Origin of the sequence: Neorhizobium huautlense, from assembly GCF_030811685.1 — a bacterium.
GTDB lineage: Bacteria > Pseudomonadota > Alphaproteobacteria > Rhizobiales > Rhizobiaceae > Neorhizobium > Neorhizobium huautlense_A.
Window position 1 is genome coordinate 60,195 of the sequence record NZ_JAUSRF010000017.1, and the last position, 20,910, is coordinate 81,104.

A 20,910-nucleotide genomic window follows, 5' to 3' on the forward strand; every position below is an offset into this window, starting at 1 on the left:
CCGTCTGTTCTGCTTCGTCCTAGGTTCATCATCCGATGCGATGTTTTTTGAAACTCAGGAGGAAGAGATCATGACCGCCAAATACCAGCTGCAGATCGTGCGTGAATTCGACGTGCCGGCCGAAAAGCTCTTCAAGGTGTGGACGACGCCGGAACGGTATGGCGAATGGTTCTGCCCGCTGCCGTGGAAGGTTACCGAGGCGCATATGGATTTGCGCGCCGGCGGTTCGAGCATGATCGTCATGGAGGGGCCGAACGGCGAGCGTTTCGAAAATCCCGGCATCTATCTCGACGTCATCCCGAACAGGAAACTCGTCTTTACCGATGCCTATACGTCGGCTTGGGTGCCGTCGGAAAAACCGTTCATGACCGGCATCATCGAGTTTGAGGATCTCGGCAACGGCCGCTCGCGTTACACCGCGACAGCGCTGCACTGGACGGAAGAGGATATGGAAACCCACAAGCAGATGGGTTTTGAAGAGGGCTGGAGTGTGGTTGCCGGCCAGATGGCGGACGTCGCCAAGACATTCTGATTTTTTCGAGTCGTTGCAGACACTTGTCGGAGTGAGTTGCGATATCGATTCAGTTGCTTCGAAGGAGGTGGTGGGCGTAAAAACGCCCGCCATTTTGTCCGTTTCAGCGCATGATGGCGGCGATCATGATTGCCGCAAACGCAAGCATCATGACGCTGCCGAGCACGATCGTAACGACGGCCTGGGCAGAAATATAGGTGCCGGCGACGCCACCGAGCATGCCCGGCCATCCGCTTTTGCCCTTTGCCTGCATCATCGGGTAACCGCAGGTCGGGCAGGCAATCGCCTTGTCCGAGACCTGGCCGGCGCAATCGGGGCAGGTGGTGAGAGCCATGTCAGTCTCCTGTTCCTATGGCAAATTCGACACGGCGGTTTTTCTGGCGACCGCCGGGATCATCGCTGCCATCCGCATTCTGGTTGGGCGCGACCGGTTCGGCTTCGCCCTTGCCGGATGTGGTCATGCGACGGTCGGCTACACCGAGCTGCGCCAGCCATTTGCGCACCGAGGTGGCGCGCTGCTCGGAAAGACGCTGGTTATAGTCGTCGCTGCCCTTGGCATCGGTATGGCCGGTAATGCCCACCGGTGATTTCGGCATGGCGAGCAGGATGCCGGACAATTGCCCGAGCACGGCACGCGCATCCGGGCGGATGTCCGACTTGTCGAAATCGAACAGCACATCGGCGGGCAGGGCGACGATGATGCGATTGCCCTCCTGCCGGGCGCCGAGCGCCGACAGAATGGCCTCGGTTTTCACACGGGTCACATCGTCCATGTTCTTCAGCGCAAAGGACGAGCTTCCGCTGGAAGCAGTGGCTGTGCTTGCCTGCGGTCGTGGTTCGAAACGCGAGGCCGGGAACTCGGCCTGCTCGAAACGCGAAGGCGTTTCGCCGACCGGGGCGGCACCGGTCGTGACCGTATAGGCCAGAGCCGAAACCGGCAGCATCAGCGCGATGCCTGCCGTGGCGAGGGCGGAAAGGCGCGCCGGCATCAGGGATTGAGATCCAGCGGTACGGTCACGCCCGGAGCATTGGTGTCATCACCGTCCTGACCCGGATTGAACACCAGCGTCAGCTTTTCCGCATCTTCGGGAATGGAGCCGGGGAACACGAGATCGCCTTCCATCGTCTGGCCGTTGATCACACGCATCCACTTGTTTTCGCCGATCATGCGCATGTGCAGGCGCTGTTCGGGGGCATCGCCCCAGGCGAGATAGGCGTTCTCTTCGTCGTTCATGTTGATGAAATTGGTCGCCTGGCTGTCAAAACTGGCGAGCAGGCGCACGGTCGTGGCGTCTTCGCCGAGCTTGATGGACTTTACCTGTACGGTGAGGCCGACCTCAGTGCTGACCTGTCCACCCTTGATGGTGACGGTGCGTTCCTCGGCGAGAACCGTGGTGGGAAGAAGAAGCGCCAGAACAATGGCGGAGGCTTTCAGCATGCGAAGTAACTCCCTAAAATCAACGCGGATTTATTCCTTGTCCGGTGGTTATAGGAGCCGATCGCTTTATTTCATCGGGCCAGTATATTTTTATGGGATTTAGCCGCTCCTGTGTGATGTTTGGGAGACATCTCGCGGCCGCACGCTCTTGCCATGCTGAATCCGCCCGCTGCCGCAACCTTCTGAAATCGGAATCGTTTCGCCCATCGAAATCTTCGAAACTTGCGTTCGAAAGTTTCGCATTTGTGCCAGGCGTCGTCAGTATCTATGTGAGCATGAACAGCAACGGATTTGTGAGCGAATGGAACTCGGCCTTTATACTTTTGCGGATGTCGATCCGAATGCGGAAAACAAGGGTGCGGAAGCGCATCGACGTCTGAAGGACCTGCTCGAGGAAATCGAACTGGCCGATCAGGTCGGTCTCGACGTGTTTGGCCTGGGTGAGCATCACCGCGCCGATTATGCCGTATCGTCGCCCTCGACGGTTCTGGCTGCGGCGGCAGTGCGGACGAAAAACATCCGGCTTTCCAGTGCCGTTTCCGTGCTCTCCTCGGATGAGCCGGTGCGGGTTTTCCAGCAGTTCTCCACCGTCGATCTCCTCTCCGATGGCCGGGCCGAAATCATGGCGGGGCGCGGCTCCTTCATCGAATCCTTTCCGCTGTTCGGGTATGATCTCGGCGATTACGATCAGCTGTTTTCCGAAAAGCTCGATCTTCTGCTCGCCATCCGCGACCAGGAAGTGCTGAGCTGGAACGAAGGCAGGCTGCGGCCGCCGATCAATGCCCGTGGCGTTTACCCACGGCCGTTGCAGGACAGGCTGCCGATCTGGATCGCCGTCGGCGGCACGCCGGAATCGGTGGCGCGAGCAGGGGCCATGGGCCTGCCGCTCGCCATCGCCATTATCGGCGGTGAGTATCGCCGCTTTGCACCCATGTTCGATCTTTACCGCGAGGCGGCGCGCCGTGCGGGGCAGGATCCGGCGGCGCTGAAGACCAGCATCAATGTCCATGGTTTCATTGCCGATACGACGGAGGCGGCTGCCGAGCAGTTTTATGGTCCGCAGGCTGAGGTGATGAACAGGCTTGGCCGCGAGCGCGGCTGGGGGCCGACCAGCCGGGCGCATTTCGATGCGGCGCGCGGGCCACAGGGCAACCTTTTCCTCGGTGAGCCGGAAGTGGTGGCGGAAAAGATCGTCGCGGCGCATCGGGTGTTCAGGAACGACCGGTTTCTGTTGCAGATGGCGATCGGGCTGATGCCGCATGCGCAGATCATGCGCGGCATCGAACTTTACGGCACGAAAGTAGCTCCTCTCGTCAGAAAGGAATTGACCGGATCGGCCGATGGCGCGAAACCGACTGCCTGAAAAGCGCGCTTTGGGGGAGGTGCTGCCGATACGATGATAGGAAAAGTTCAAGAATGGTGATCACCACCGAAGAGGAGCTGCAGAAGCTCAAGGATATCGGGCGTCTCTGCGCCGTGGCCGTTGAAACCATGGCAAAGGCGCTGGAACCGGGCATCACCACGCGCGAACTCGATATCATCGGCCGCAAGGTGCTGGAAGACAATGGCGCGCAGTCTGCGCCGGAGTTCTGCTATGAATTTCCGGGTGCGACCTGCATCAGCGTCAACGAGGAAGTGGCGCATGGCATTCCCGGCGATCGCCGCATCGAAGCCGGTGATCTCGTCAATATCGATGTATCCGCCGTCAAGGACGGTTTTTTCGGCGACACCGGCTCTTCCTTTGCCGTGCCGCCGGTCAGCAAGCAGATCGAAAAGCTCTGCCGCGATGGCCGTCGCGCGCTGTGGACCGGTTTACAGCAGGTGAAAACCGGCAAGCCGATTGCCGGCATCGGCAATGCCATCGGAGCATTCGCGGCCAAGAACCGCTATACGCTGATCGGCAATCTCGCCAGCCACGGTGTCGGCCGCTCGTTGCATGAGGAGCCGAAGGAAATTTCGACATGGCCGGATCCGGATGAAACCCGGATCATGGAAGAGGGGCTTGTCTTCACCATCGAGCCGTTCCTGTCGCTTGGCGGCACCTGGGCGGAAGATGGCGGCAATGGTGACCCGTGGACGCTTTATAGCGATCCGCGCGCGCCGACCGTGCAATACGAACACACAATTGTTGTGACACGCAACGGCCCGATCATCCTGACGCTGCCGAATTGATTTTTTTGACGAGGCGCTGTCCATGACGGCGCCTCAAACGTGCTGACCCTTTCTGATCATGGCGATCAGAATTTGTGGTTTGTCAGCCAAAGTGCCCGGTGCGATAAGCCGCTCATGTCCTCTTCCACATCTTCCCACTCGTCATCACTCTGGATCGGCCTTGCCGGCGCTGCCGCCATGGCAGGCGTCATGGGGTTTGGTCGTTTTGTCTATACGCCGATCCTGCCCGGCATGATCGCAGGCATACCCATTTCAGCCGCCGATGCCGGCACGATCGCTGCCGGCAATTTTGCCGGATATCTGCTCGGCGCCATCGCCTCGGCCTACGGCTGGGCAGCGGGCCGGGAGCGCATTGTCGCTCTTACCGGGCTTTTGGCCAGTGCGGTGTTTTTGGCGGCCATGGGGCTGACCACGTCCGTTACGGCTTTCACCATCATCCGCTTTCTGGCGGGTGCTGCGAGCGCGCTTGCCATGCTGTTCACCTCCTCGATCGTGATGATGCATGCGGCAAGACGGCCGACCATCGGCATGCTGCATTTCGGCGGTGTGGGTGTCGGGATCGCTCTGTCCTCCGTTCTGGTTCTGGCGGTCAACGCGTTGAGCGGTGATGCCGCGCATGGCTGGCGTTTCGACTGGTTTTCTTCCGCCGCCGTGGTGCTCGGCATCTTCTTTTTCGTGCAACGTCATCTGCCTAAACCGGCGATGGACGCGAAAGCGGTGGCGGAGCCACCGCTTGTCTGGCGCCTGCCACTGTTTTTGACCGTCTTGTCCTATGGTATTTACGGTTTCGGTTATGTCATCACCGCCACCTTCCTCGTCGCCATCGCGCGGATGGGCAATACCGGGCCGATGGTCGAGTTTCTCGTCTGGTTCGTGGCCGGTTGCGCGGCGGCGATCTCGCTTTTCGTCTGGAACCCGATCGCCCGCCGTATCGGTCTCGGCGGTGCTTACACTGCCGCCATCCTCGTGCTTCTGGCGGGCGTCGTCGCCTCGGTCGAACTGCCACCAGTGGCCGGCACCTTGGTGGGCGGCTTACTGCTGGGCGCGACCTTCATGGTGATTACCGCATTTGGCCTGCAGCTTGGCCGCCGTTTTGCACCGCAAAGCCCGCGCCGTGCCATCGCGGTCGTCACCGCAGCCTTCGGAACGGGGCAGATGATCGGGCCGCTGGTTGCCGGTTTTGTGGCCGAGCGGACCGGCAGCTTTACCGCGCCGTCGCTGCTTGCCGCTGTGGTGCTGGTTGCAGCGATTGCGCTGTCCTTGCCGCTGGTGCGTGAGCGCAGCTAAAATGTCCATGGTTACAAATGGGTAACAAAGGCCAAGAGCCATTGCCGCCCCCTTGGACTTGCCTTAGTTTCGCGCTTAGAGGTCGCCCCGACCGTTGTTAGATTCGAACTCAGGAAAGCAGCTTCTCCGTGTTCCACTCGTTTTTCCCCCGACCGAAACTGTTTTTCATATCTGCTGCACTGTGGACGGCGGTGTGTATCTTTGTCTGGTACGCCGCCGGCCCGCAGATGGGCGCGGCCCTCGGCATGCCGCCGCTTGCCGCCGGGCAGCAGGCACCGCTCGGGCTGGCTTACTTCGTCAGCCCTGACAATCTCTGGTTCTATCTCTATTTCACCATCTTCGTCCTGATCTTCGGAGGTGTCTGGAAGGTGATCGACCGGGATCACCCGTGGTCGAACTGGTCCATCTGGGGATCGGCCTTCATCATCTTCATCGCCTATTTTGTCGTGCAGATCTCGGTGGCGCTGAACAACTGGCGCGGGCCGTTCTTCGATCTTTTCCAGCGCGCGCTTGAAAAGCAGCCCGGCATAACCGCCGGACAGTTTTATGACCTGCAACTGCGGTTCCTTGAAATCGGCATGGTTGGCGTGGCGATGAACGTCATCACCGCCTACTTTACCAGCCATTATGTCTTCCGCTGGCGCACGGCGATGAACGACTTCTATCTGTCCAAGTGGGACAAGCTGCGCCACATCGAAGGTGCCTCGCAGCGTGTTCAGGAAGACACGATGCGATTTGCAACGATCGTCGAGGGTCTCGGCGTCGTTCTCATCAATTCGATCATGACACTGGTCGTGTTCCTGCCCTTGCTGTTTCAGATGTCGGTGCATGTCACCGAAATTCCGCTGCTCGGCGCCATCCCGCATTCGCTGTTCTGGCTGGCACTCCTCTGGTCGGTTTTCGGTACCGTTTTGCTCGCCGTGGTCGGCATCAAGCTGCCCGGCCTGCAGTTCCGCAATCAGCGTGTCGAGGCCGCGTTCCGTAAGGAACTGGTCTATGGTGAAGACCACGAAGACCGCGCCCAGCCGCCGACCATGCGCGAACTGTTTTCCAACGTTCGCAAGAATTATTTCCGCATGTACTGGCACTACCTGTACTTCAACGTCGCGCGCTATACGTTTGGCCAGCTCGATGCGATCATCCTGACGTTCATGCTGATCCCGACCATTGTTGCGGCGAAGATCACCATGGGTATCTGGCAGCAGATCGCGACGGCCTTCGGCCAGGTCAGTGACAGTTTTCAGTATCTGGTCAGCTCGTGGTCAACGATCATCGAGCTTCTGTCGATCCGCAAGCGTCTGGTTGCTTTTGAAGCCGCCATCGATGATCAGCCGCTGCCGGTCATCGACCAGAACTATCTTCAGCGCGAGGCCGAAGGCGGCGAGATGGCGGCGAACAAGCCGACCTGATCGCCCACCGGATCACAGCCGTTGTGACCGCGCCGGACCGAAAATCCGGCGCGGTTTTGTTTTGTGATCGGCGAAGAAAATTTACGACAGTGCGGCAGGCCGTCCGCGAAAACGGTTGACGCTCCAGCCGATAACGCAGCCGATCGCAGCGCCGCCTGCCTTGATCAAGGCATCATGGGCGTGCGCATGGCGGCTGGGTGCGAGAAACTGCAAAAGCTCGATGCCGCCGGCACCGATGAGAAGCAGCAGGGCGCAGAGTTTCCAGTGGCGCGGATAGGCGATCACGAACAGGAATGCCATCACGGCGAAAGCGCCGGCGCGGTCGACATTGACCGGCAGGAGATCGTGCGGCCGCATCTCGATCGGCGAGACGGTGGCAAAAACCACGAAGGCCAGCGCCGACCACGGCAGGATTTTCAGGATCTTTCGTGTCATGCCGCTGTCTTATTCCGGCGGGGCTGTGTTGGAAAACCCTATCGCCGTGCGTGGTTAAAGACCTGAGGACGGCGCCGAGACGGGAAGTGTTGGCCGCAGGTTGGCAGACGTGGTCGTCGCCGGCTCGGACAGCATGGCCATGGCTTGCGAATGCGTGACGCAGGCGACATCTTCCCTGCCGCAGACTTCGGTCACCAGCCGTTCCATTGCCCGCCAATAGGCTCCGGCATTCATCTCGACGAAATGAAGGCCGATCTGCAATGGAATACGTTGACCCTCATACTGCCTGTCGAAGGCGGCCTTGAATGCGGAATAGGCGCGTTCCTCGAATTCCGCCGAGCGGCTGGGGTTTTCGATGCCGGCCGAGTGGCGGATGAACAGGTTGTAGTCCATGGCGATAATCTGCCGCTGCTGCGGGCCTTCCGGAATGGTCGGCAGGCCGAAACGGAAAACCTCGTCCTTTTCCTTCGGCATTTCCGGGCCTCTCGTCACGGGGCTGGCGTCATACACAAAGCCGGCCTGCCGTTCGGCCTTCATCAAGGCCGGGCCCTGGCTGAGATAGGGTGCGCGAAATCCCTGGATGCCGGTTTTGACAAAATCCCGCCAGCCGGTCGGTTCCTGTTCCGCTGCATCATTGGCCACCCAGGCATTGGCCAGAACCGTCCGAAACGTCGTCAGTTCCTGCATCCACTGCTGTGTCGTCCATTCGCCGCCATCGAAATGGCCGCAGGTATGGCTGGCGATCTCGTTGCCTTCCTGCTTCGCCTGCCAGACGTGACCGAGGCGAATGCGGGCTTCCTCCTTGGTCTGGGCAAAGCCGATATTGGAGCGGCCCGGCTTTTGTCCCGGCCCCTGATAGGTCTTTGCCGAGGCGCGGTCGATGACTAGAGTGCAGGAAAGGAAATAGGTGAAACGGGCGTTGTTGCGCTTGGCGATATCGCGGCTGCGCTGCCAAAGGTCATTGTTGCCGGCACCATCGAAGGAAATCAGCACCAGCTGTTTCGGTTTTTCGCCGGCAATGGCCGTGGATGCGAGGCATGCAGCCGGCAGGACGGCAAGCAGGGTGCGGGCGAGCAGTGACGATACGCTGGACATAAAAACCTGTCGAAAATCATTTTCGGATACATTTATGGACGAAGCTTCTGCGTCGAGATTGCGGCGAAGCTTTGTGCGTGGTGACAAAATTTGGGCCGCGTCCTTGCCTCATCCTGCACGTTGGGCGTTAACAAGCTTTCGTGAATTGCACGAAGGGCCTTACATGAGCGGCAAAATACGCTAGAAGGCGGTCTTTCCGCATTCAGAGGCCCGGCGGCCGGAGACTGGTATGGCAAACAACGACGACACCTTCATTCGCGAAGTGAACGACGAACTGCGCTCGGAGCAGATGAACAAGGCGTGGAAACGTTTTGGTCGCGTCTTCATCGGCGCGGCGGTTCTGCTTGTCGTTGGTGTCGCCGGTCATCGCGGTTACGAATATTGGCATTCCAACAATGCCTCGGCCTCCGGTGATCGCTTCATCGCGGCCATCAATCTCGCCGGTGAGAACAAGGCCGACGAGGCATTGGCCGCTTTTGCCGAGATCGAAAAGGATGGCACCGGTTCCTATCCGGTTCTGGCCAAGCTGCGCACTGCGGCCCTTCAGGCCGAAAAGGGTGACAAGGCTGCCGCCATCGCGAGCTTCCAGGCGATTTCCAAGGATAATGCCGTCCCGGTGCTGGTTCGCGATGTCGCCAAGCTGCGCGCCGCCTTCCTTCTGGTCGATACCGCTGGTTACGATCAGGTTGCCGCCGAAGCCGAAGTGCTGACCAGCGACGGCCACGCGCTGCGCCATTCTGCCCGCGAAGTGCTGGGCCTTGCCGCTTACAAGGCCGACAACATGAAGCAGGCCAAGGACTGGTTCACGCAGATCACCAATGCTGCAGACGCGCCGCGCAATGTCGCGAGCCGCGCGCAGATCATGCTCGACAACATCGCCGCATCCGGCAAGGCGCCCTGATTTTTAGCCAGACCGGCTGAACGCGCCCAAAAAGAGAAAGAAACCACATGAGCTTCACCGTCGCCATCGTCGGACGACCGAATGTCGGCAAGTCGACGCTGTTCAACCGGCTGGTCGGCAAGAAGCTTGCGCTCGTCGATGACACGCCGGGCGTGACCCGCGATCGTCGTCCGGGCGATGCCAAGCTCGTCGACCTGCGCTTCACCATCATCGATACCGCCGGTCTCGAAGAAGCCGGTGCCGATACGCTCGAAGGCCGCATGCGCGCCCAGACGGAAGCCGCCATCGACGAGGCCGACCTGACACTGTTCGTGGTCGATGCCAAGTCGGGTCTAACGCCGCTCGACAAGACCTTTGGCGAACTGCTGCGCCGCAGCGGCAAGCCGGTCGTGCTGGTGGCCAACAAGTCGGAAGCCAAGGGTTCCGATGGCGGCTTTTACGACGCCTACACGCTCGGTCTCGGCGAACCGGTTCCGATCTCCGCCGAACACGGTCAGGGCATGATCGACCTGCGTGACGCGATCGTCGAGGCAATCGGCGAAGAGGCGGCATTCCCGGAAGAGGTCGATGAAGCCGAGACCAATGTCGACGTGCGCGACAGCGATTTCGACGACGAGGACGATGATGCCGAAATCGGCTATGACGAAACCCTGCCATTGCGCGTGGCCATCGTCGGCCGCCCGAATGCCGGCAAGTCGACGCTGATCAACCGTTTTCTCGGCGAAGACCGCCTGCTGACCGGCCCGGAAGCCGGCATTACCCGCGACAGCATTTCCGTCGAATGGGACTGGCGCGGCCGCACGATCAAAATGTTCGACACGGCCGGCATGCGCCGCAAGGCGCGCGTGCAGGAAAAGCTGGAAAAGCTCTCCGTTGCCGATGCGCTGCGCTCGATCCGTTTTGCCGAAACCGTCGTCATCGTCTTCGATGCGACGATCCCGTTCGAAAAGCAGGACCTGCAGATCGCCGATCTGGTTCTGCGCGAAGGCCGTGCCGCCGTTCTCGCCTTCAACAAGTGGGACATGATCGAGGATCCGCAGGCGGTGCTTGCCGAGTTGCGCGAAAAGACAGAACGTCTGCTGCCACAGGCGCGCGGCATTCGCGCCGTGCCGATTTCCGGCCAGACCGGGTATGGCCTCGACAAGCTGATGCAGAACATCGTCGAGACCGACAAGGTGTGGAACAAGCGCATCTCGACCGCGCGTCTCAACCGCTGGCTCGACCAGACGACAACGCAACATCCGCCACCGGCTGTTTCCGGCCGCCGCCTGAAGCTGAAATACATGACGCAGGTGAAGGCCCGTCCGCCGGCCTTCATGGTCTCCTGCACGCGCCCCGATGCGCTACCGGAAAGTTACGTGCGCTACATGACCAACAATCTGCGCACCGATTTCGACATGCCGGGCGTGCCGATCCGCATCCATTTCAAGGCGGGCGACAATCCGTTCGAAGGCCGCCGCAGAAAGCGCTGACCGCTTTAAAATTTGCACGCGTCACCCGTATGGGTGGTGACGCGTGTTTTTAAATTCGCTGATATGCCCCCGCCGATATGGCCGAGGCTTTGCGATTGTCGCATCATGACGCCGTGCAGCGTGGATTTCATCCGCCGCACCCGCATGAGCGATTGATGCTGATGATCCGGCTGCAGTCATGTTCGGCGACATCTCGCATTCTCATCCACATTCATAATTCCATACCGGCATAATTTTGCTTTGGTCTGTGTGCAATCACGCGCCGGGGCACGGGATATGTTCAACCGGTTCACAGGGTTAAGGGCTGTGAGCCAGCTCTGGCATGACGCCAGCAGAGAGGGGAATGAAATGGTTCGCATGACTTTTGCGATCTTCCTTGGCATGTCTTCCGCGACGTCCGTATTGGCGGAAGAGGCAGCCTTCACCTATCGACCGAGTATCGCGATCAAGCCCGGCAAGGAACTGCTGGTGAAGGGCGTGCGCGGGAAGAACTGCGCCGATCCGGCACCCGAGTGGGAGGATGTGGTGGCGAAACTGCCGGTTTCTGCCACCGGTACGTTTTCCGATGGGGGCATCGGCACGGTGCGCAGCCGCAAATGCGGCAAGGTGGTGCCGGCACGCGGCATCAAGTTTACCGCAACGACAAAGGGCCGCGAAAAACTGACCGTGTTTCGCGACCGGGTGGCCGTCACGGTGTTCTGAGGTGCTGTCTTGAGCACGTCGTCGTGACGGATGCGGACGGAGGGCGCGGGCCTCCGCTTGCTATTTCGGTGCGTCTGTGTTCGACTGCGCCCATGGCTTGTAACTCTGGGAGGGGATTCCAAGCCTTGTCGATCCATGGGAGGAGGAAATCCATGATCATTGCAGGTCTTGTCGCCGCCATCTGTCTGGGCATCGGAAGCGTGTTGTTCTTCCATTGGCGGGACGAGAATATCAGCTGATATCCAGCTTTGCCGGATGTAGACCATGGACACTGCGGGACCGGTTTCTGCAGTGTTTTTGCTGTGAGCGCCCCACCCATATCAGGTGAGCAATTCACTCGGCAGGCGCAGGAAGAGCCTTGGACGTCTGTGCCTTCAATACATTCGACAGAAACTGCCGCGAGGCCGCTTCCCAGGTGAATTTCCGCGCATGAGAGCGTGCGTCCACGCGTGAGCATGTGAGCGCCGCGAGGCAGGCCTCGCGCAGGTCTTCATTCAGCGCACCGGCGCCGGAACCGTCCTCGATAATATCGACCGGCCCCATGACCGGATAGGCGGCAACTGGCACGCCGCTCGCCAGTGCTTCCAGTATCGTGTTGCCAAAAGTGTCTGTCTTCGACGGGAAAACGAAAACGTCAGCCTGCGCATAGGCGCGGGCGAGCTCTTCACCGGTTTTCGTTCCGGTAAACAGCACGTGCGGATATTTGCGCTGCAATTCGGCACGGTCGGGGCCGTCGCCGACCACCACTTTCGAGCCTGGCAGGTCGAGATCGAGGAAGGCCGGCAGGTTCTTTTCCACGGCCACACGGCCAACCGTCATGAAGATCGGCCGCGGCAGGTCAAACGGGCGGTCGTCCTGATCCATCGGGTGAAACACCGTCTGGTCGATGCCGCGGCTCCAGCGCAGAAGGTTTCTGATGCCGATCGTGCCCAGTTCGCGCTCGAGACTGGCGGTCGCCACCATGCAACCGTTTCCGGCATTGTGGAACCAGCGCACGAAGGCGTTCAGCCAATGTAGCGGGATGGGAAAACGCGCCGCCACATATTCCGGGAAGCGGGTGTGATAGCTGGTGGAAAACGGCATGTCGTTCTTCAGGCACCAGCGGCGCGCCATCAGGCCGAGCGGACCTTCCGTGGCAATGTGCACGGCCGTCGGGCCCGATGCCTTGATGGCGGCGGCAACCTGCCAGTAGGTGGCGACCGAGAGCCGGATTTCCGGATAGGTGGGGCAGGGCACGCTGGAGAAATCCTGCGGTGTCACCATCGTCACGTCCACGCCCATGCGGATGAGTTCGCGATTGGTGTTTTCGATCGAACGGACAACGCCGTTGATCTGCGGATACCAGGCATCGGATACGATGGTAATTCTGGTCATGACCGGCCTAAAACCCCTTTTGCCCGTCTGTTTGCCGCAATTTCGCCGACTCATGGCGCTTGTTGCTGGCTGGGTGTTCTATCGCCGAGCTGTGTGACAAGCGCATGTCGGGCCGTTACCCAAGCGTGACGCTACTGTGATTTGCATCGGGTCCGGCGGGCGCCTATGTGTTTTCCGTGATTTTGAGTTGGTTATATTCATGCGTATTTTCAAGACGATCGGTTTGACGCTTCTGGCAGGCGTTGCTGCTGCCGGCATCCATATGGGCGTCAATCAACTTCTTGGAAACGAGCATGAGGTGATCGCCGGCGAGCTTTATCGCTCCGGTCAGCCTGGGTCGGAAGAGATCGATAGTCTTGTCAGCCGCCATGGTATCAAGACGATCATCAATCTGCGCAATGAGAAGCGCGGCGATTGGTATGCGGAAGAAAAGGCGGCCGCCATGCGCAATGGTGTGACGCTGGTGGACTATCCGATCAGTTCGGCAGACGTTCTTCCCGTTTCGGACAGCGAGGAACTGGCCGAGATCATGCGCACCGCGCAAAAGCCGATCCTGATCCATTGCGAACACGGCGCCAACCGCACCGGCCTTGCGTCGGCGATCTATGTCGGGGCTGTCGCGCAGCGCAGCGAGATTTTTTCGCAGCTGCAGCTGTCACCCTATTACGGCCATGTGCCGATACCCGGCATCGGCCGGTATGCGATGTGGCAGTCATGGGACAAGTTCGAGGAGACGATCGGATTTTGAGGTGGTGAGCGAACGCACCAAGCGTTTGCGCAGCTTCGCTCAGACCCGAGGCGACTACTTTCTTATTTTGAAAGGTTGATCGAAGCTGGTGGTCTTGCCACTGTTTTCGTCGTGCACCGTGTAGGTCAACATGTAATCGCCTTCGGGCGCGTTGGTGAGGGACAGTTCGATGTTCAGAAAGAACTCACGTCCGGTTCGATAGCTGAAAACGGAAGACTGATAGAATTTTTTCTCTTCCCGTATGATCTCACCCTTGGTGTCCCCGAGGGTCAGATCTACGGTCAACGCCAGCTCATTCTTGCCATCCGGTAGCGGCTTCCAAGTGTGTCCTAGCAGCTCTGCGTAGGTGATGAGCGTGTCAGTGGGTTTGAATACGTCCGAGCTTCGCGGTTCGTACATGCCGTAACTGGTCGGTTCTTGGTCCGCGAAGACCACATTTTGTGCTGTTAAAGGCAACTTTTGCCAGGCCTGCTGAGCTTGCGCATCCGCCTTTTGCCAGTTCGTCAGCGGATCCGCTTGGGCGGCGATCACGAGACTTGCCAGGATAATTCCGGTCAACGCGGTGCGCATATGCTTTCCTGCCTGTTCTGGTGAAGAGAAACGCCTGTCTGGATTTACCGCGGCAACAATCCAGGATCGATCAATGCCCCATGATGGCCGATGACTGTTGTCGCCACGGCGGCACCATGGCTTGCTGCTTCCGCCGGCGTCGCGCCGGTCAGCAGACGTGACAGGAAACCGCCGTTAAAACTGTCGCCGGCGCTGGTCGTGTCGACTACGGTCTTTGCCTCGACGGCGGGCACATGCTGCACCTCCGTGCCAGAGCTTAGCGTTACGCCACCCGGGCCGTCCTTGACGACGACCGTGGGCACGCCAAGCACATGGTAACGGGCAATGGTGGCGGCCACGTCGGGATCGCCGAAATGGACCTTTTCATCGTCAAAGCTGGGTAGGACGAGAGACGCGGCGCGTGCGCCGGCTTCGATCGTTTTCAGCATGATGTCTTTTCCGGCCCACAGGCGCGGGCGAATGTTCGGGTCGAAGGCGACGATCTTGCCCAATGCCTTTGCGCGGCGCAGTTCCGACAACAGCGTGTCGATCGCTTCCGAGGACAGGATGCCGAGCGTGATGCCGGAGAAATAGACGATGTCGGAGGCTTCAATCGCCGCGCGCAGATGGTTCGCGTCATCGGCCAGCTTTTTGGCGGCGGCGGTGTCGCGCCAGTAACTGAAGGTGCGTTCGCCGTCTTTCAGCGTGATCAGGTAGAGACCCGGTGTTTTGCCGGGAATGCGGCGGATTTGGGCAGTACCGATGCCGGCCTTTGCCATCATCGCCAGCATTTCGTCGGACATCGGGTCGTCGCCGAGAGCCGTGAAATAATCGACCGACCAGTCGGCGGGCAGGCAGGCTCGGGAATACCAGGCGGTGTTGAACGTGTCGCCGGCAAAACCTTTGCGCAGCAGGCCGTCACCCGCTTGCGACAGTTCCACCATGCATTCGCCGATCGATAGAAACTTTCCGCCCAAAACCGTTCTCCCAACAATTTTCGTCATTTGGCGATACGCGATGAGGACGGGGGAGGCAAGGGTGGTTGCTACCGCAGACGCCGCGATTGAGGTTTTTGCGCCTCATCCGCCTGCCGGCACCTTCTCCCCGCGCACGGGGAGAAGGGAGCAAGCCTTAAGCCTCCGCCGGCAGATCCATGTGGTAACACGCGGCCGACTGGCCTGCGCGCACCAGTTCCGTCGGCGGCATCTTGGTGCGACAGATATCCGTTGCCTTCCAGCAGCGCGGCTGGAAAGGGCAGCCCGGCGGCGGGTTCATCGGGGATGGTGGATCACCTTGCAGGCGGATGCGTGAACGCTGACGCGCCAGTTTCGGATCCGGAATCGGAGCTGCCGAAAACAGTGCCTGCGTGTATGGGTGTGCAGGCGCGCTGAAGACGGTGGCGCAATCGCCGGCCTCGACGATACGACCGAGATAGAGCACCAGAACATCATCCGAGATCAGGCGCACGACGGAAAGATCGTGACTGATGAAGATCAGCGTGAGGCCGAATTCCTTGCGCAGTTTGCGCAACAGCGTGATGACCTGACCCTGGATCGACACGTCGAGCGCCGAAACCGGCTCGTCGCAGACGATCAGCTTTGGCCGCGTAATGACGGCGCGGGCAATGCCGATACGCTGTGCCTGACCGCCGGAAAACTCGTGCGGATAGCGGTTGATCATTTCCGGCACGAGACCGACCGCCGCCATGATATCCTGCACGCGCTGCAAACGTTCGGAACGGCTGAGTTTCGGTTCGAACACGGTGAGCGGTTCGGCGATGATATCGCCCACCGTCATGCGTGGATCGAGCGAGGCGATCGGATCCTGAAAGATGATCTGCATGTCGCGGCGGGCCATGCGGATCTGTTCTTCCGAAAGGTCGAGCAGGTTCTTGCCCTGCCAGACGACCCGGCCTTTCTGGGCGCGGATGAGTTGCAGGATGGAACGGCCGAGCGTGGATTTTCCGCAGCCGCTTTCCCCGACGATACCGAGCGTGCGACCTTCCTTCAGTTCGAACGACACGTCATTGACGGCCGTCAGAACCGAAGGTTTCTTGAAGAAGGACTTTGCCTCGATCTCGAACTGGGTGGTGAGGTTTTCGACCTTGAGCAGGGTCGGAGCGGAACTTGTCTGATCAAGCATGGGTCAACAGCTCCTCACGACGCGGGAAGGGGTGGAAACAGGCGGCGCAATGTTGCGGCGCCAATGTTTCGAGCTGTGGCGGACGATCAATACAGTCGTCCTGTACCTGAGGACAGCGCGGCGAGAAATTGCAGCCCTTTGGCAGATGCTGCAGGTTCGGCGGGCGGCCGGGAATGACGACCAGTTCATCGACATCCTGATCGGGCCGCGGGATCGCCGCATGCAGGGCTGCCGTATAGGGATGCGCCGGCTTTTCGAACAGCTCGTCGACGGGGGCTTCCTCGACGATGTTGCCGGCATACATGACGGCGACACGGTCGGCGAGACCGGCGACGACACCGAGATCGTGGGTGATCATCAAGAGCGCCGTGTTCATCTCGGCGGTCAGATCGTTGAACAGGTCGAGGATCTGGGCCTGAATGGTGACGTCGAGGGCCGTGGTTGGCTCATCGGCGATCAGCAGCTTCGGCTTGGTCAGAAGCGCCATGGCGATGACGATGCGCTGGCGCATGCCGCCCGACAGTTCATGCGGGTAGAGGTTGAAGCGGCGGGTCGGGTCAGGGATGCCGACACGCTTGAGCATGTCGAGCGCCTCCACAGATGCCGCGCGGGCCGTGAAGCCGCGATGAATCTCAAGCTGTTCCGTCAGTTGCCGGGAGATCTTGAGAGATGGATTCAAGGCGGTCATCGGGTCTTGGAAGACCATGGCCATGTCCTTGCCGCGCACCTTGTCGAGTTCGCGGGGTTTCAGCGCCAGCACGTCGCGGCCTTCCAGCAGTGCCTGACCGGAGGTCTGGCCGTTCTTGGCGAGCAGGCCCATGATGCCGAGGAATGTCTGGCTTTTGCCGGAACCCGATTCGCCGACGATGGCGATACGTTCGCCGCGACGGACGGTGAGGTTCATGTTCGACACGGCCTTCACGTCGCCATCCGGCGTCTTGAAGGTGATCGAATAGTCCTTCAGTTCCAGAAGGACTTCTTTTTGCGTCTGGTCTGTCATGTCAGCGATCCTTCGGGTCGAACGCATCGCGCAGGCCGTCGCCGATGAACAGCAGGCTGAGCAGAAGCGAGACGAGGAAGATGGCCGGGAATACGAGCAGCCAGGGCATGCTTTCCATGGCATCGGTTCCTTCCGCGATCAGCGTGCCGAGCGAGGTCAGCGGTTCCTGCACACCGAAGCCGAGATAGGACAAGAAGCTCTCGGTCGCGATGATTTCCGGCACGGTGAGGGCGGCAAAAATGACCACCGGTCCGACAAGGTTCGGGATGATATGCTTGGTGATGATTTTCAGCGGTTTTTGACCCGACGCGCGGGCGGCTTCGATGAACTCACGGTTCTTGAGCGACAGGGTCTGACCGCGCACGATACGGGCCATGGTGAGCCATTCCAGCGCGCCGATCGCTGCGAACAGCAGATAGACGTTGCGGCCAAAAATGACCATCAGCAGAATGACGAAGAGGATGTAGGGCAGGGCGTACATGATGTCGACGAAGCGCATCATGATCGAATCCAGCCGTCCGCCGAAATAGCCGGAAATGGCACCGTAAAGCACCCCGATCACCACCGAAACGAGCGTGGCGACGAAGGCGACGGCGAGCGAGACTCGGGTGCCGTAAAGCACCCGGGCGAGCAGGTCGCGGCCGTTCGGGTCGGTGCCGAAATAATGGCCGTCTTCCCAGGAGGGCGGCGCGCGGAATGCGGCCCAGTCCGGGTCCTCGTAATTATGCGGGATCAGATAGGGGCCGATGAAGGCGGCGAGGATGAGCAGCGCCAGGACAACGATCGAGACGACCGCTGCCTTGTTGCGACAGAGCCTGCGCATCGCGTCCTTGGTAAGCGAACGACCTTCCGGGGAAAGACCTTCCGCTTCCAGCAGTTCTGCTGCGAGCAGCTCTCGTTTTGCGGGATTGAGGATCATCTGTTTCTCACTTTCGGGTCAAGCCAGGCATAGGCGATATCGACGATGAGGTTCAGGAAGACGATCAGCACCATGTAGAAGATGACCGTGCCGAGAACCATGCCGTAATCGCGGTTGAGGGCGGCGTTGATGAAATAACGGCCGATGCCGGGAAGCCCGAAAATGCTTTCGACGACCAGCGAGCCGGTGAGAAGGTAACTCGCCGCCGGGCCGAGATAGGAAACGACCGGCATCATGGCGGGTTTCAGCGCATGCCGCATGACCGTCAGGCGGGGCCCGATGCCCTTGGCCTTGGCGGTGCGGATGAAATTCTGGTTCATCACCTCGATCATCGAACCACGGGTGATGCGCGAGATGCGGCCCGCATGCGGCAGCGCCATGACGACGACCGGCAGGACGAGGAATTTCAGCGAGCCATCACCCCAGCCGCCGACCGGCAGCCATGCCAGCTGAATGCCGAACACCAGCTGCAGGATCGGAGCGATAAGAAAATTCGGGAACACGACGCCCACCAGAATCATCGCGCCGAGGACATAGTCCGGCATCTTGTTCTGATAGAGCGCCCCAAGACAGCCGACCGCGACGCCGATGACGATGGCGAGCACAAAGGCGGTCATGCCGAGCGTGAACGTATAGGGCAGGCCGACCATGATCTGCTGTGCGACGTTAAAATCCTCGCTCGTGAAGGATGGGCCGAGATCGCCTTTTAGAAGGTCGCTGACATAGTAGAAATACTGCTGGATCAGCGGTTTATCGAGATTGTAGTGGGCCGCGAGGTTTTGCAGGATCGCCGGCGGCAGCGAGCGTTCACCATCGAACGGGCCACCGGGCGCGAGACGGAGAACGAAAAAACAGGCCGTTACGGCGATCCACAAGACCGGGATCGTCGATAGCAGGCGACGGAAAGCGTAACTGAGCATGATTGGTTCGGATCGGGTCTTTTCGCCTCGGTATGACCGCAACGCCTGAAAGCGCTACAGCGTCGTGCACGATAAACGCACACGACGCTGAAAGGCAAAAGAGCCTGGACTCCCTGTTATTCTTTGATCGAGAGCCAGCGCGTGCGGTGGGTATCCTGCACGTTGTCTTCGAAGCCAGAGATTTTCGGAGAAACCACGTTCTTGGAAACGTAGTAGTAGATCGGCAGCGCGGCACTGTCATCGAGGGCCAACTGTTCGGCCTTCTTGAACATCTCGGCGCGTTTTTTCAGATCCTTTTCGGCATTGCCGTCCTTGATCAGCTTGTCGAATTCCGCATTCGACCAGCGGCCGTAATTGTTGGCGACACCGGTCATTAGCAGGCTGAGGAAATTGTCCGGGTCGTTGTAGTCGGCGAGCCAGCCGGCGCGACCGACTTCAACGTCACCGCGCTTCAACTGGTCGTAATGGACCTTGGTTTCGGCGTTGATCAGCTGAACGTTGACGCCGAGCGGTTTCCACATGGCGGCGATCGCAACGGCGATGCGCTTGTGGTTGTCGTTGGTGTTATATTTCAGCTCGATGCTGAGCGGCTTGTCCGGGCCGAAACCGGCTTCGGTGATGAGCTTCTTGGCCTCTTCGACCTTCTGCTTGTAGGGCTCGTCCTTCCAGGAGACGTAAGCCGGCTCGCCATAGTTTGCAGTGCCCGGCGGAACCCAGGAATAGGCCGGCAGTTCGCCGGTGCCCAGAATCTGCGGGCCGATCACTTCGCGGTTGATCGCCATGGACAGTGCCTGGCGGACGCGCTTGTCGGCGGTCGGACCCTTCTGGGAGTTGATGACATAATAATAGAGACCCGAGAACGGAGCGACATGCGCCTGGCCGGGCAGGTTCTTCTGCATCCAGTCATACTGGTCGGTGGGGAAATCGGTGAGGATATCGAATTCACCGGCGCGGTAACGCTTCAGTGCGGCTTCCTGGTCTTCGAGGACGAAGAATTTGGCGCCATCGATCTTCAGGTCGGCTGCGCCGTAATACTGGTCGTTCTTGACGGTGGTGACGTGTGAACCCGGAATCCATTCGGTCGGCTTGTAGGGGCCATTGGTGACGATGGTGCCAATCTTCACCCAGTCTGCACCCTTGGCTTCAACGACATGTTTCGGCACCGGATAGGCGGTATAGTGCATCAGCGCGTTGATGAAATAGGGGGTGGGGTTTTCAAGGGTGATCTCGAGCGTCTTGTCGTCGATCGCCTTGACGCCGAGCTCGTTCAGATCGGTGATCTCGCCCTTGTTGATCTTTTCAGCATTCTTGATCGTGTACTGCAGGTAAGCGTAGTCCGCCGCAGCCTTCGGGTCCATCAGGCGCTGGAACGAGAATACGAAGTCACCGGCAGTGACGGGCTGGCCATCGGACCACTTGATGCCGTCGCGCAGCTTGAACGTATAAACGAGGCCGTCGTCGGACACCGTCCAGCTTTCGGCCTGGCCCGGGATCGGGTTGACCTTGGCGTCTTCCGTCACGAGACCTTCGAAAATGTCGCCGGCGATGCGGTTCTCCCAGTCGCCTGACAATTTTTGTGGATCAAGCGACTTCGGGTCGCCGCCATTGTGGATGTTGAGCGTCGCGGCATGCGCTGAACAGGCCAGCAATGCGCCAAACATTGCCGTCGCCAAAAACTTCTTGCTGAAGTGATACATGGGAAACCCCCACCTTTCTAAGGCTTCTAAGCCTCTTTTTCATTCACGTTCCCGTTTTCCGACAGGCGGAAAGGCGGCACGATAGTGCCGGGATTGCGACATTGTAACCCCCCTAAAT

General features: G+C 59.8%; 22 protein-coding genes. 9 read left to right on the forward strand and 13 right to left on the reverse strand.

What is annotated here, in order from left to right:
- The first annotated feature begins 70 nt into the window (after window positions 1–70).
- Complete coding sequence (locus J2T09_RS21430) at window positions 71–532, forward strand: SRPBCC family protein (RefSeq protein WP_306838285.1); 462 nt, start codon at window positions 71–73, stop codon at window positions 530–532.
- A 103-nt stretch (window positions 533–635) separates the two neighbouring features.
- Here the strand turns inward: J2T09_RS21430 and J2T09_RS21435 are convergent, their stop codons facing one another.
- From J2T09_RS21435 to J2T09_RS21445, 3 genes are read right to left on the reverse strand one after another with little or no spacing between them, the layout of a single operon-like run.
- Window positions 636–866 carry a hypothetical protein gene (locus tag J2T09_RS21435; protein ID WP_306838286.1) on the reverse strand — a complete coding sequence of 77 codons (231 nt, stop codon included), beginning with the start codon at window positions 864–866 and terminating at the stop codon, window positions 636–638.
- 1 nt (window position 867) lies between these two features.
- Window positions 868–1,521, reverse strand: coding sequence for an OmpA family protein (locus J2T09_RS21440; RefSeq protein ID WP_306838288.1), 654 nt, complete (start codon window positions 1,519–1,521; stop codon window positions 868–870).
- Window positions 1,521–1,970, reverse strand: a complete 450-nt coding sequence (locus J2T09_RS21445; protein ID WP_306838289.1) for a hypothetical protein — start codon at window positions 1,968–1,970, stop codon at window positions 1,521–1,523. Before J2T09_RS21445 ends, J2T09_RS21440 begins: the two co-directional genes overlap by 1 nt.
- 301 nt (window positions 1,971–2,271) lie before the next feature.
- Here J2T09_RS21445 and J2T09_RS21450 point away from each other — a divergent pair, with 301 nt between their 5' ends.
- From J2T09_RS21450 to sbmA, 4 genes are all read left to right on the forward strand, one after another.
- Window positions 2,272–3,333, forward strand: a complete 1,062-nt coding sequence (locus tag J2T09_RS21450; protein WP_306838291.1) for an LLM class flavin-dependent oxidoreductase — start codon at window positions 2,272–2,274, stop codon at window positions 3,331–3,333.
- 53 nt (window positions 3,334–3,386) lie between these two features.
- Window positions 3,387–4,142, forward strand: coding sequence for a type I methionyl aminopeptidase (gene map / locus J2T09_RS21455; protein WP_306838293.1), 756 nt, complete (start codon window positions 3,387–3,389; stop codon window positions 4,140–4,142).
- A gap of 114 nt (window positions 4,143–4,256) precedes the next feature.
- Complete coding sequence (locus J2T09_RS21460) at window positions 4,257–5,429, forward strand: YbfB/YjiJ family MFS transporter (protein WP_306838295.1); 1,173 nt, start codon at window positions 4,257–4,259, stop codon at window positions 5,427–5,429.
- 128 nt (window positions 5,430–5,557) lie between these two features.
- Window positions 5,558–6,838, forward strand: a complete 1,281-nt coding sequence (gene sbmA, locus J2T09_RS21465) for a peptide antibiotic transporter SbmA (protein WP_306838298.1) — start codon at window positions 5,558–5,560, stop codon at window positions 6,836–6,838.
- A gap of 81 nt (window positions 6,839–6,919) precedes the next feature.
- Here the strand turns inward: sbmA and J2T09_RS21470 are convergent, their stop codons facing one another.
- Entirely contained in the window at window positions 6,920–7,273 is a 354-nt protein-coding gene (locus J2T09_RS21470) for a VanZ family protein (protein WP_306838300.1), read from the reverse strand.
- Between the two features lie 54 nt (window positions 7,274–7,327).
- Window positions 7,328–8,368: a polysaccharide deacetylase family protein gene (locus J2T09_RS21475; RefSeq protein ID WP_306838303.1), complete on the reverse strand. Its 1,041-nt coding sequence runs from the start codon at window positions 8,366–8,368 to the stop codon at window positions 7,328–7,330.
- A 229-nt stretch (window positions 8,369–8,597) separates the two neighbouring features.
- On the opposite strand from J2T09_RS21475, the gene J2T09_RS21480 reads away from it, so the two are divergent.
- The 3 genes from J2T09_RS21480 to J2T09_RS21490 all read left to right on the forward strand — a co-directional run bounded on the left by J2T09_RS21480 (window position 8,598) and on the right by J2T09_RS21490 (window position 11,443).
- Window positions 8,598–9,269: a tetratricopeptide repeat protein gene (locus J2T09_RS21480; RefSeq protein WP_306838305.1), complete on the forward strand. Its 672-nt coding sequence runs from the start codon at window positions 8,598–8,600 to the stop codon at window positions 9,267–9,269.
- A gap of 47 nt (window positions 9,270–9,316) precedes the next feature.
- Entirely contained in the window at window positions 9,317–10,741 is a 1,425-nt protein-coding gene (der, locus tag J2T09_RS21485) for a ribosome biogenesis GTPase Der (RefSeq protein ID WP_306838308.1), read from the forward strand.
- Window positions 10,742–11,089: 348 nt separating this feature from the next.
- Entirely contained in the window at window positions 11,090–11,443 is a 354-nt protein-coding gene (locus tag J2T09_RS21490) for a hypothetical protein (RefSeq protein ID WP_306838310.1), read from the forward strand.
- Between the two features lie 333 nt (window positions 11,444–11,776).
- On the opposite strand, the gene J2T09_RS21495 is transcribed toward J2T09_RS21490, so the two are convergent.
- Window positions 11,777–12,817 (reverse strand): glycosyltransferase family 4 protein, encoded by a 1,041-nt coding sequence (locus J2T09_RS21495; protein ID WP_306838312.1) that lies wholly within the window; start codon window positions 12,815–12,817, stop codon window positions 11,777–11,779.
- A gap of 199 nt (window positions 12,818–13,016) precedes the next feature.
- Here J2T09_RS21495 and J2T09_RS21500 point away from each other — a divergent pair, with 199 nt between their 5' ends.
- On the forward strand, window positions 13,017–13,565 hold the full coding sequence (locus tag J2T09_RS21500) for a fused DSP-PTPase phosphatase/NAD kinase-like protein (RefSeq protein ID WP_306838314.1): 549 nt from the start codon (window positions 13,017–13,019) through the stop codon (window positions 13,563–13,565).
- Between the two features lie 54 nt (window positions 13,566–13,619).
- Here J2T09_RS21500 and J2T09_RS21505 read toward each other — a convergent pair whose 3' ends face one another.
- From J2T09_RS21505 to J2T09_RS21535, 7 genes are all read right to left on the reverse strand, one after another.
- Complete coding sequence (locus tag J2T09_RS21505) at window positions 13,620–14,135, reverse strand: hypothetical protein (protein ID WP_306838315.1); 516 nt, start codon at window positions 14,133–14,135, stop codon at window positions 13,620–13,622.
- A 44-nt stretch (window positions 14,136–14,179) separates the two neighbouring features.
- The gene (locus tag J2T09_RS21510) at window positions 14,180–15,091 is read right to left on the reverse strand and encodes a sugar kinase (protein WP_306838318.1); all 912 of its coding nucleotides are present in this window, start codon (window positions 15,089–15,091) and stop codon (window positions 14,180–14,182) included.
- Window positions 15,092–15,245: 154 nt separating this feature from the next.
- Window positions 15,246–16,256 (reverse strand): ABC transporter ATP-binding protein, encoded by a 1,011-nt coding sequence (locus tag J2T09_RS21515; RefSeq protein ID WP_306838319.1) that lies wholly within the window; start codon window positions 16,254–16,256, stop codon window positions 15,246–15,248.
- Window positions 16,249–17,256, reverse strand: coding sequence for an ABC transporter ATP-binding protein (locus J2T09_RS21520; RefSeq protein WP_306838321.1), 1,008 nt, complete (start codon window positions 17,254–17,256; stop codon window positions 16,249–16,251). The genes J2T09_RS21515 and J2T09_RS21520 overlap by 8 nt, the downstream gene beginning before the upstream one ends.
- A gap of 1 nt (window position 17,257) precedes the next feature.
- The gene (locus J2T09_RS21525) at window positions 17,258–18,175 is read right to left on the reverse strand and encodes an ABC transporter permease (protein WP_306838323.1); all 918 of its coding nucleotides are present in this window, start codon (window positions 18,173–18,175) and stop codon (window positions 17,258–17,260) included.
- Window positions 18,172–19,095 (reverse strand): ABC transporter permease subunit, encoded by a 924-nt coding sequence (locus tag J2T09_RS21530; RefSeq protein WP_306838325.1) that lies wholly within the window; start codon window positions 19,093–19,095, stop codon window positions 18,172–18,174. Before J2T09_RS21530 ends, J2T09_RS21525 begins: the two co-directional genes overlap by 4 nt.
- Window positions 19,096–19,211: 116 nt before the next feature.
- A complete protein-coding gene (locus J2T09_RS21535) occupies window positions 19,212–20,792 on the reverse strand; it encodes a peptide ABC transporter substrate-binding protein (RefSeq protein WP_306838327.1) in 1,581 nt (526 codons plus the stop codon).
- Window positions 20,793–20,910 lie beyond the last annotated feature (118 nt).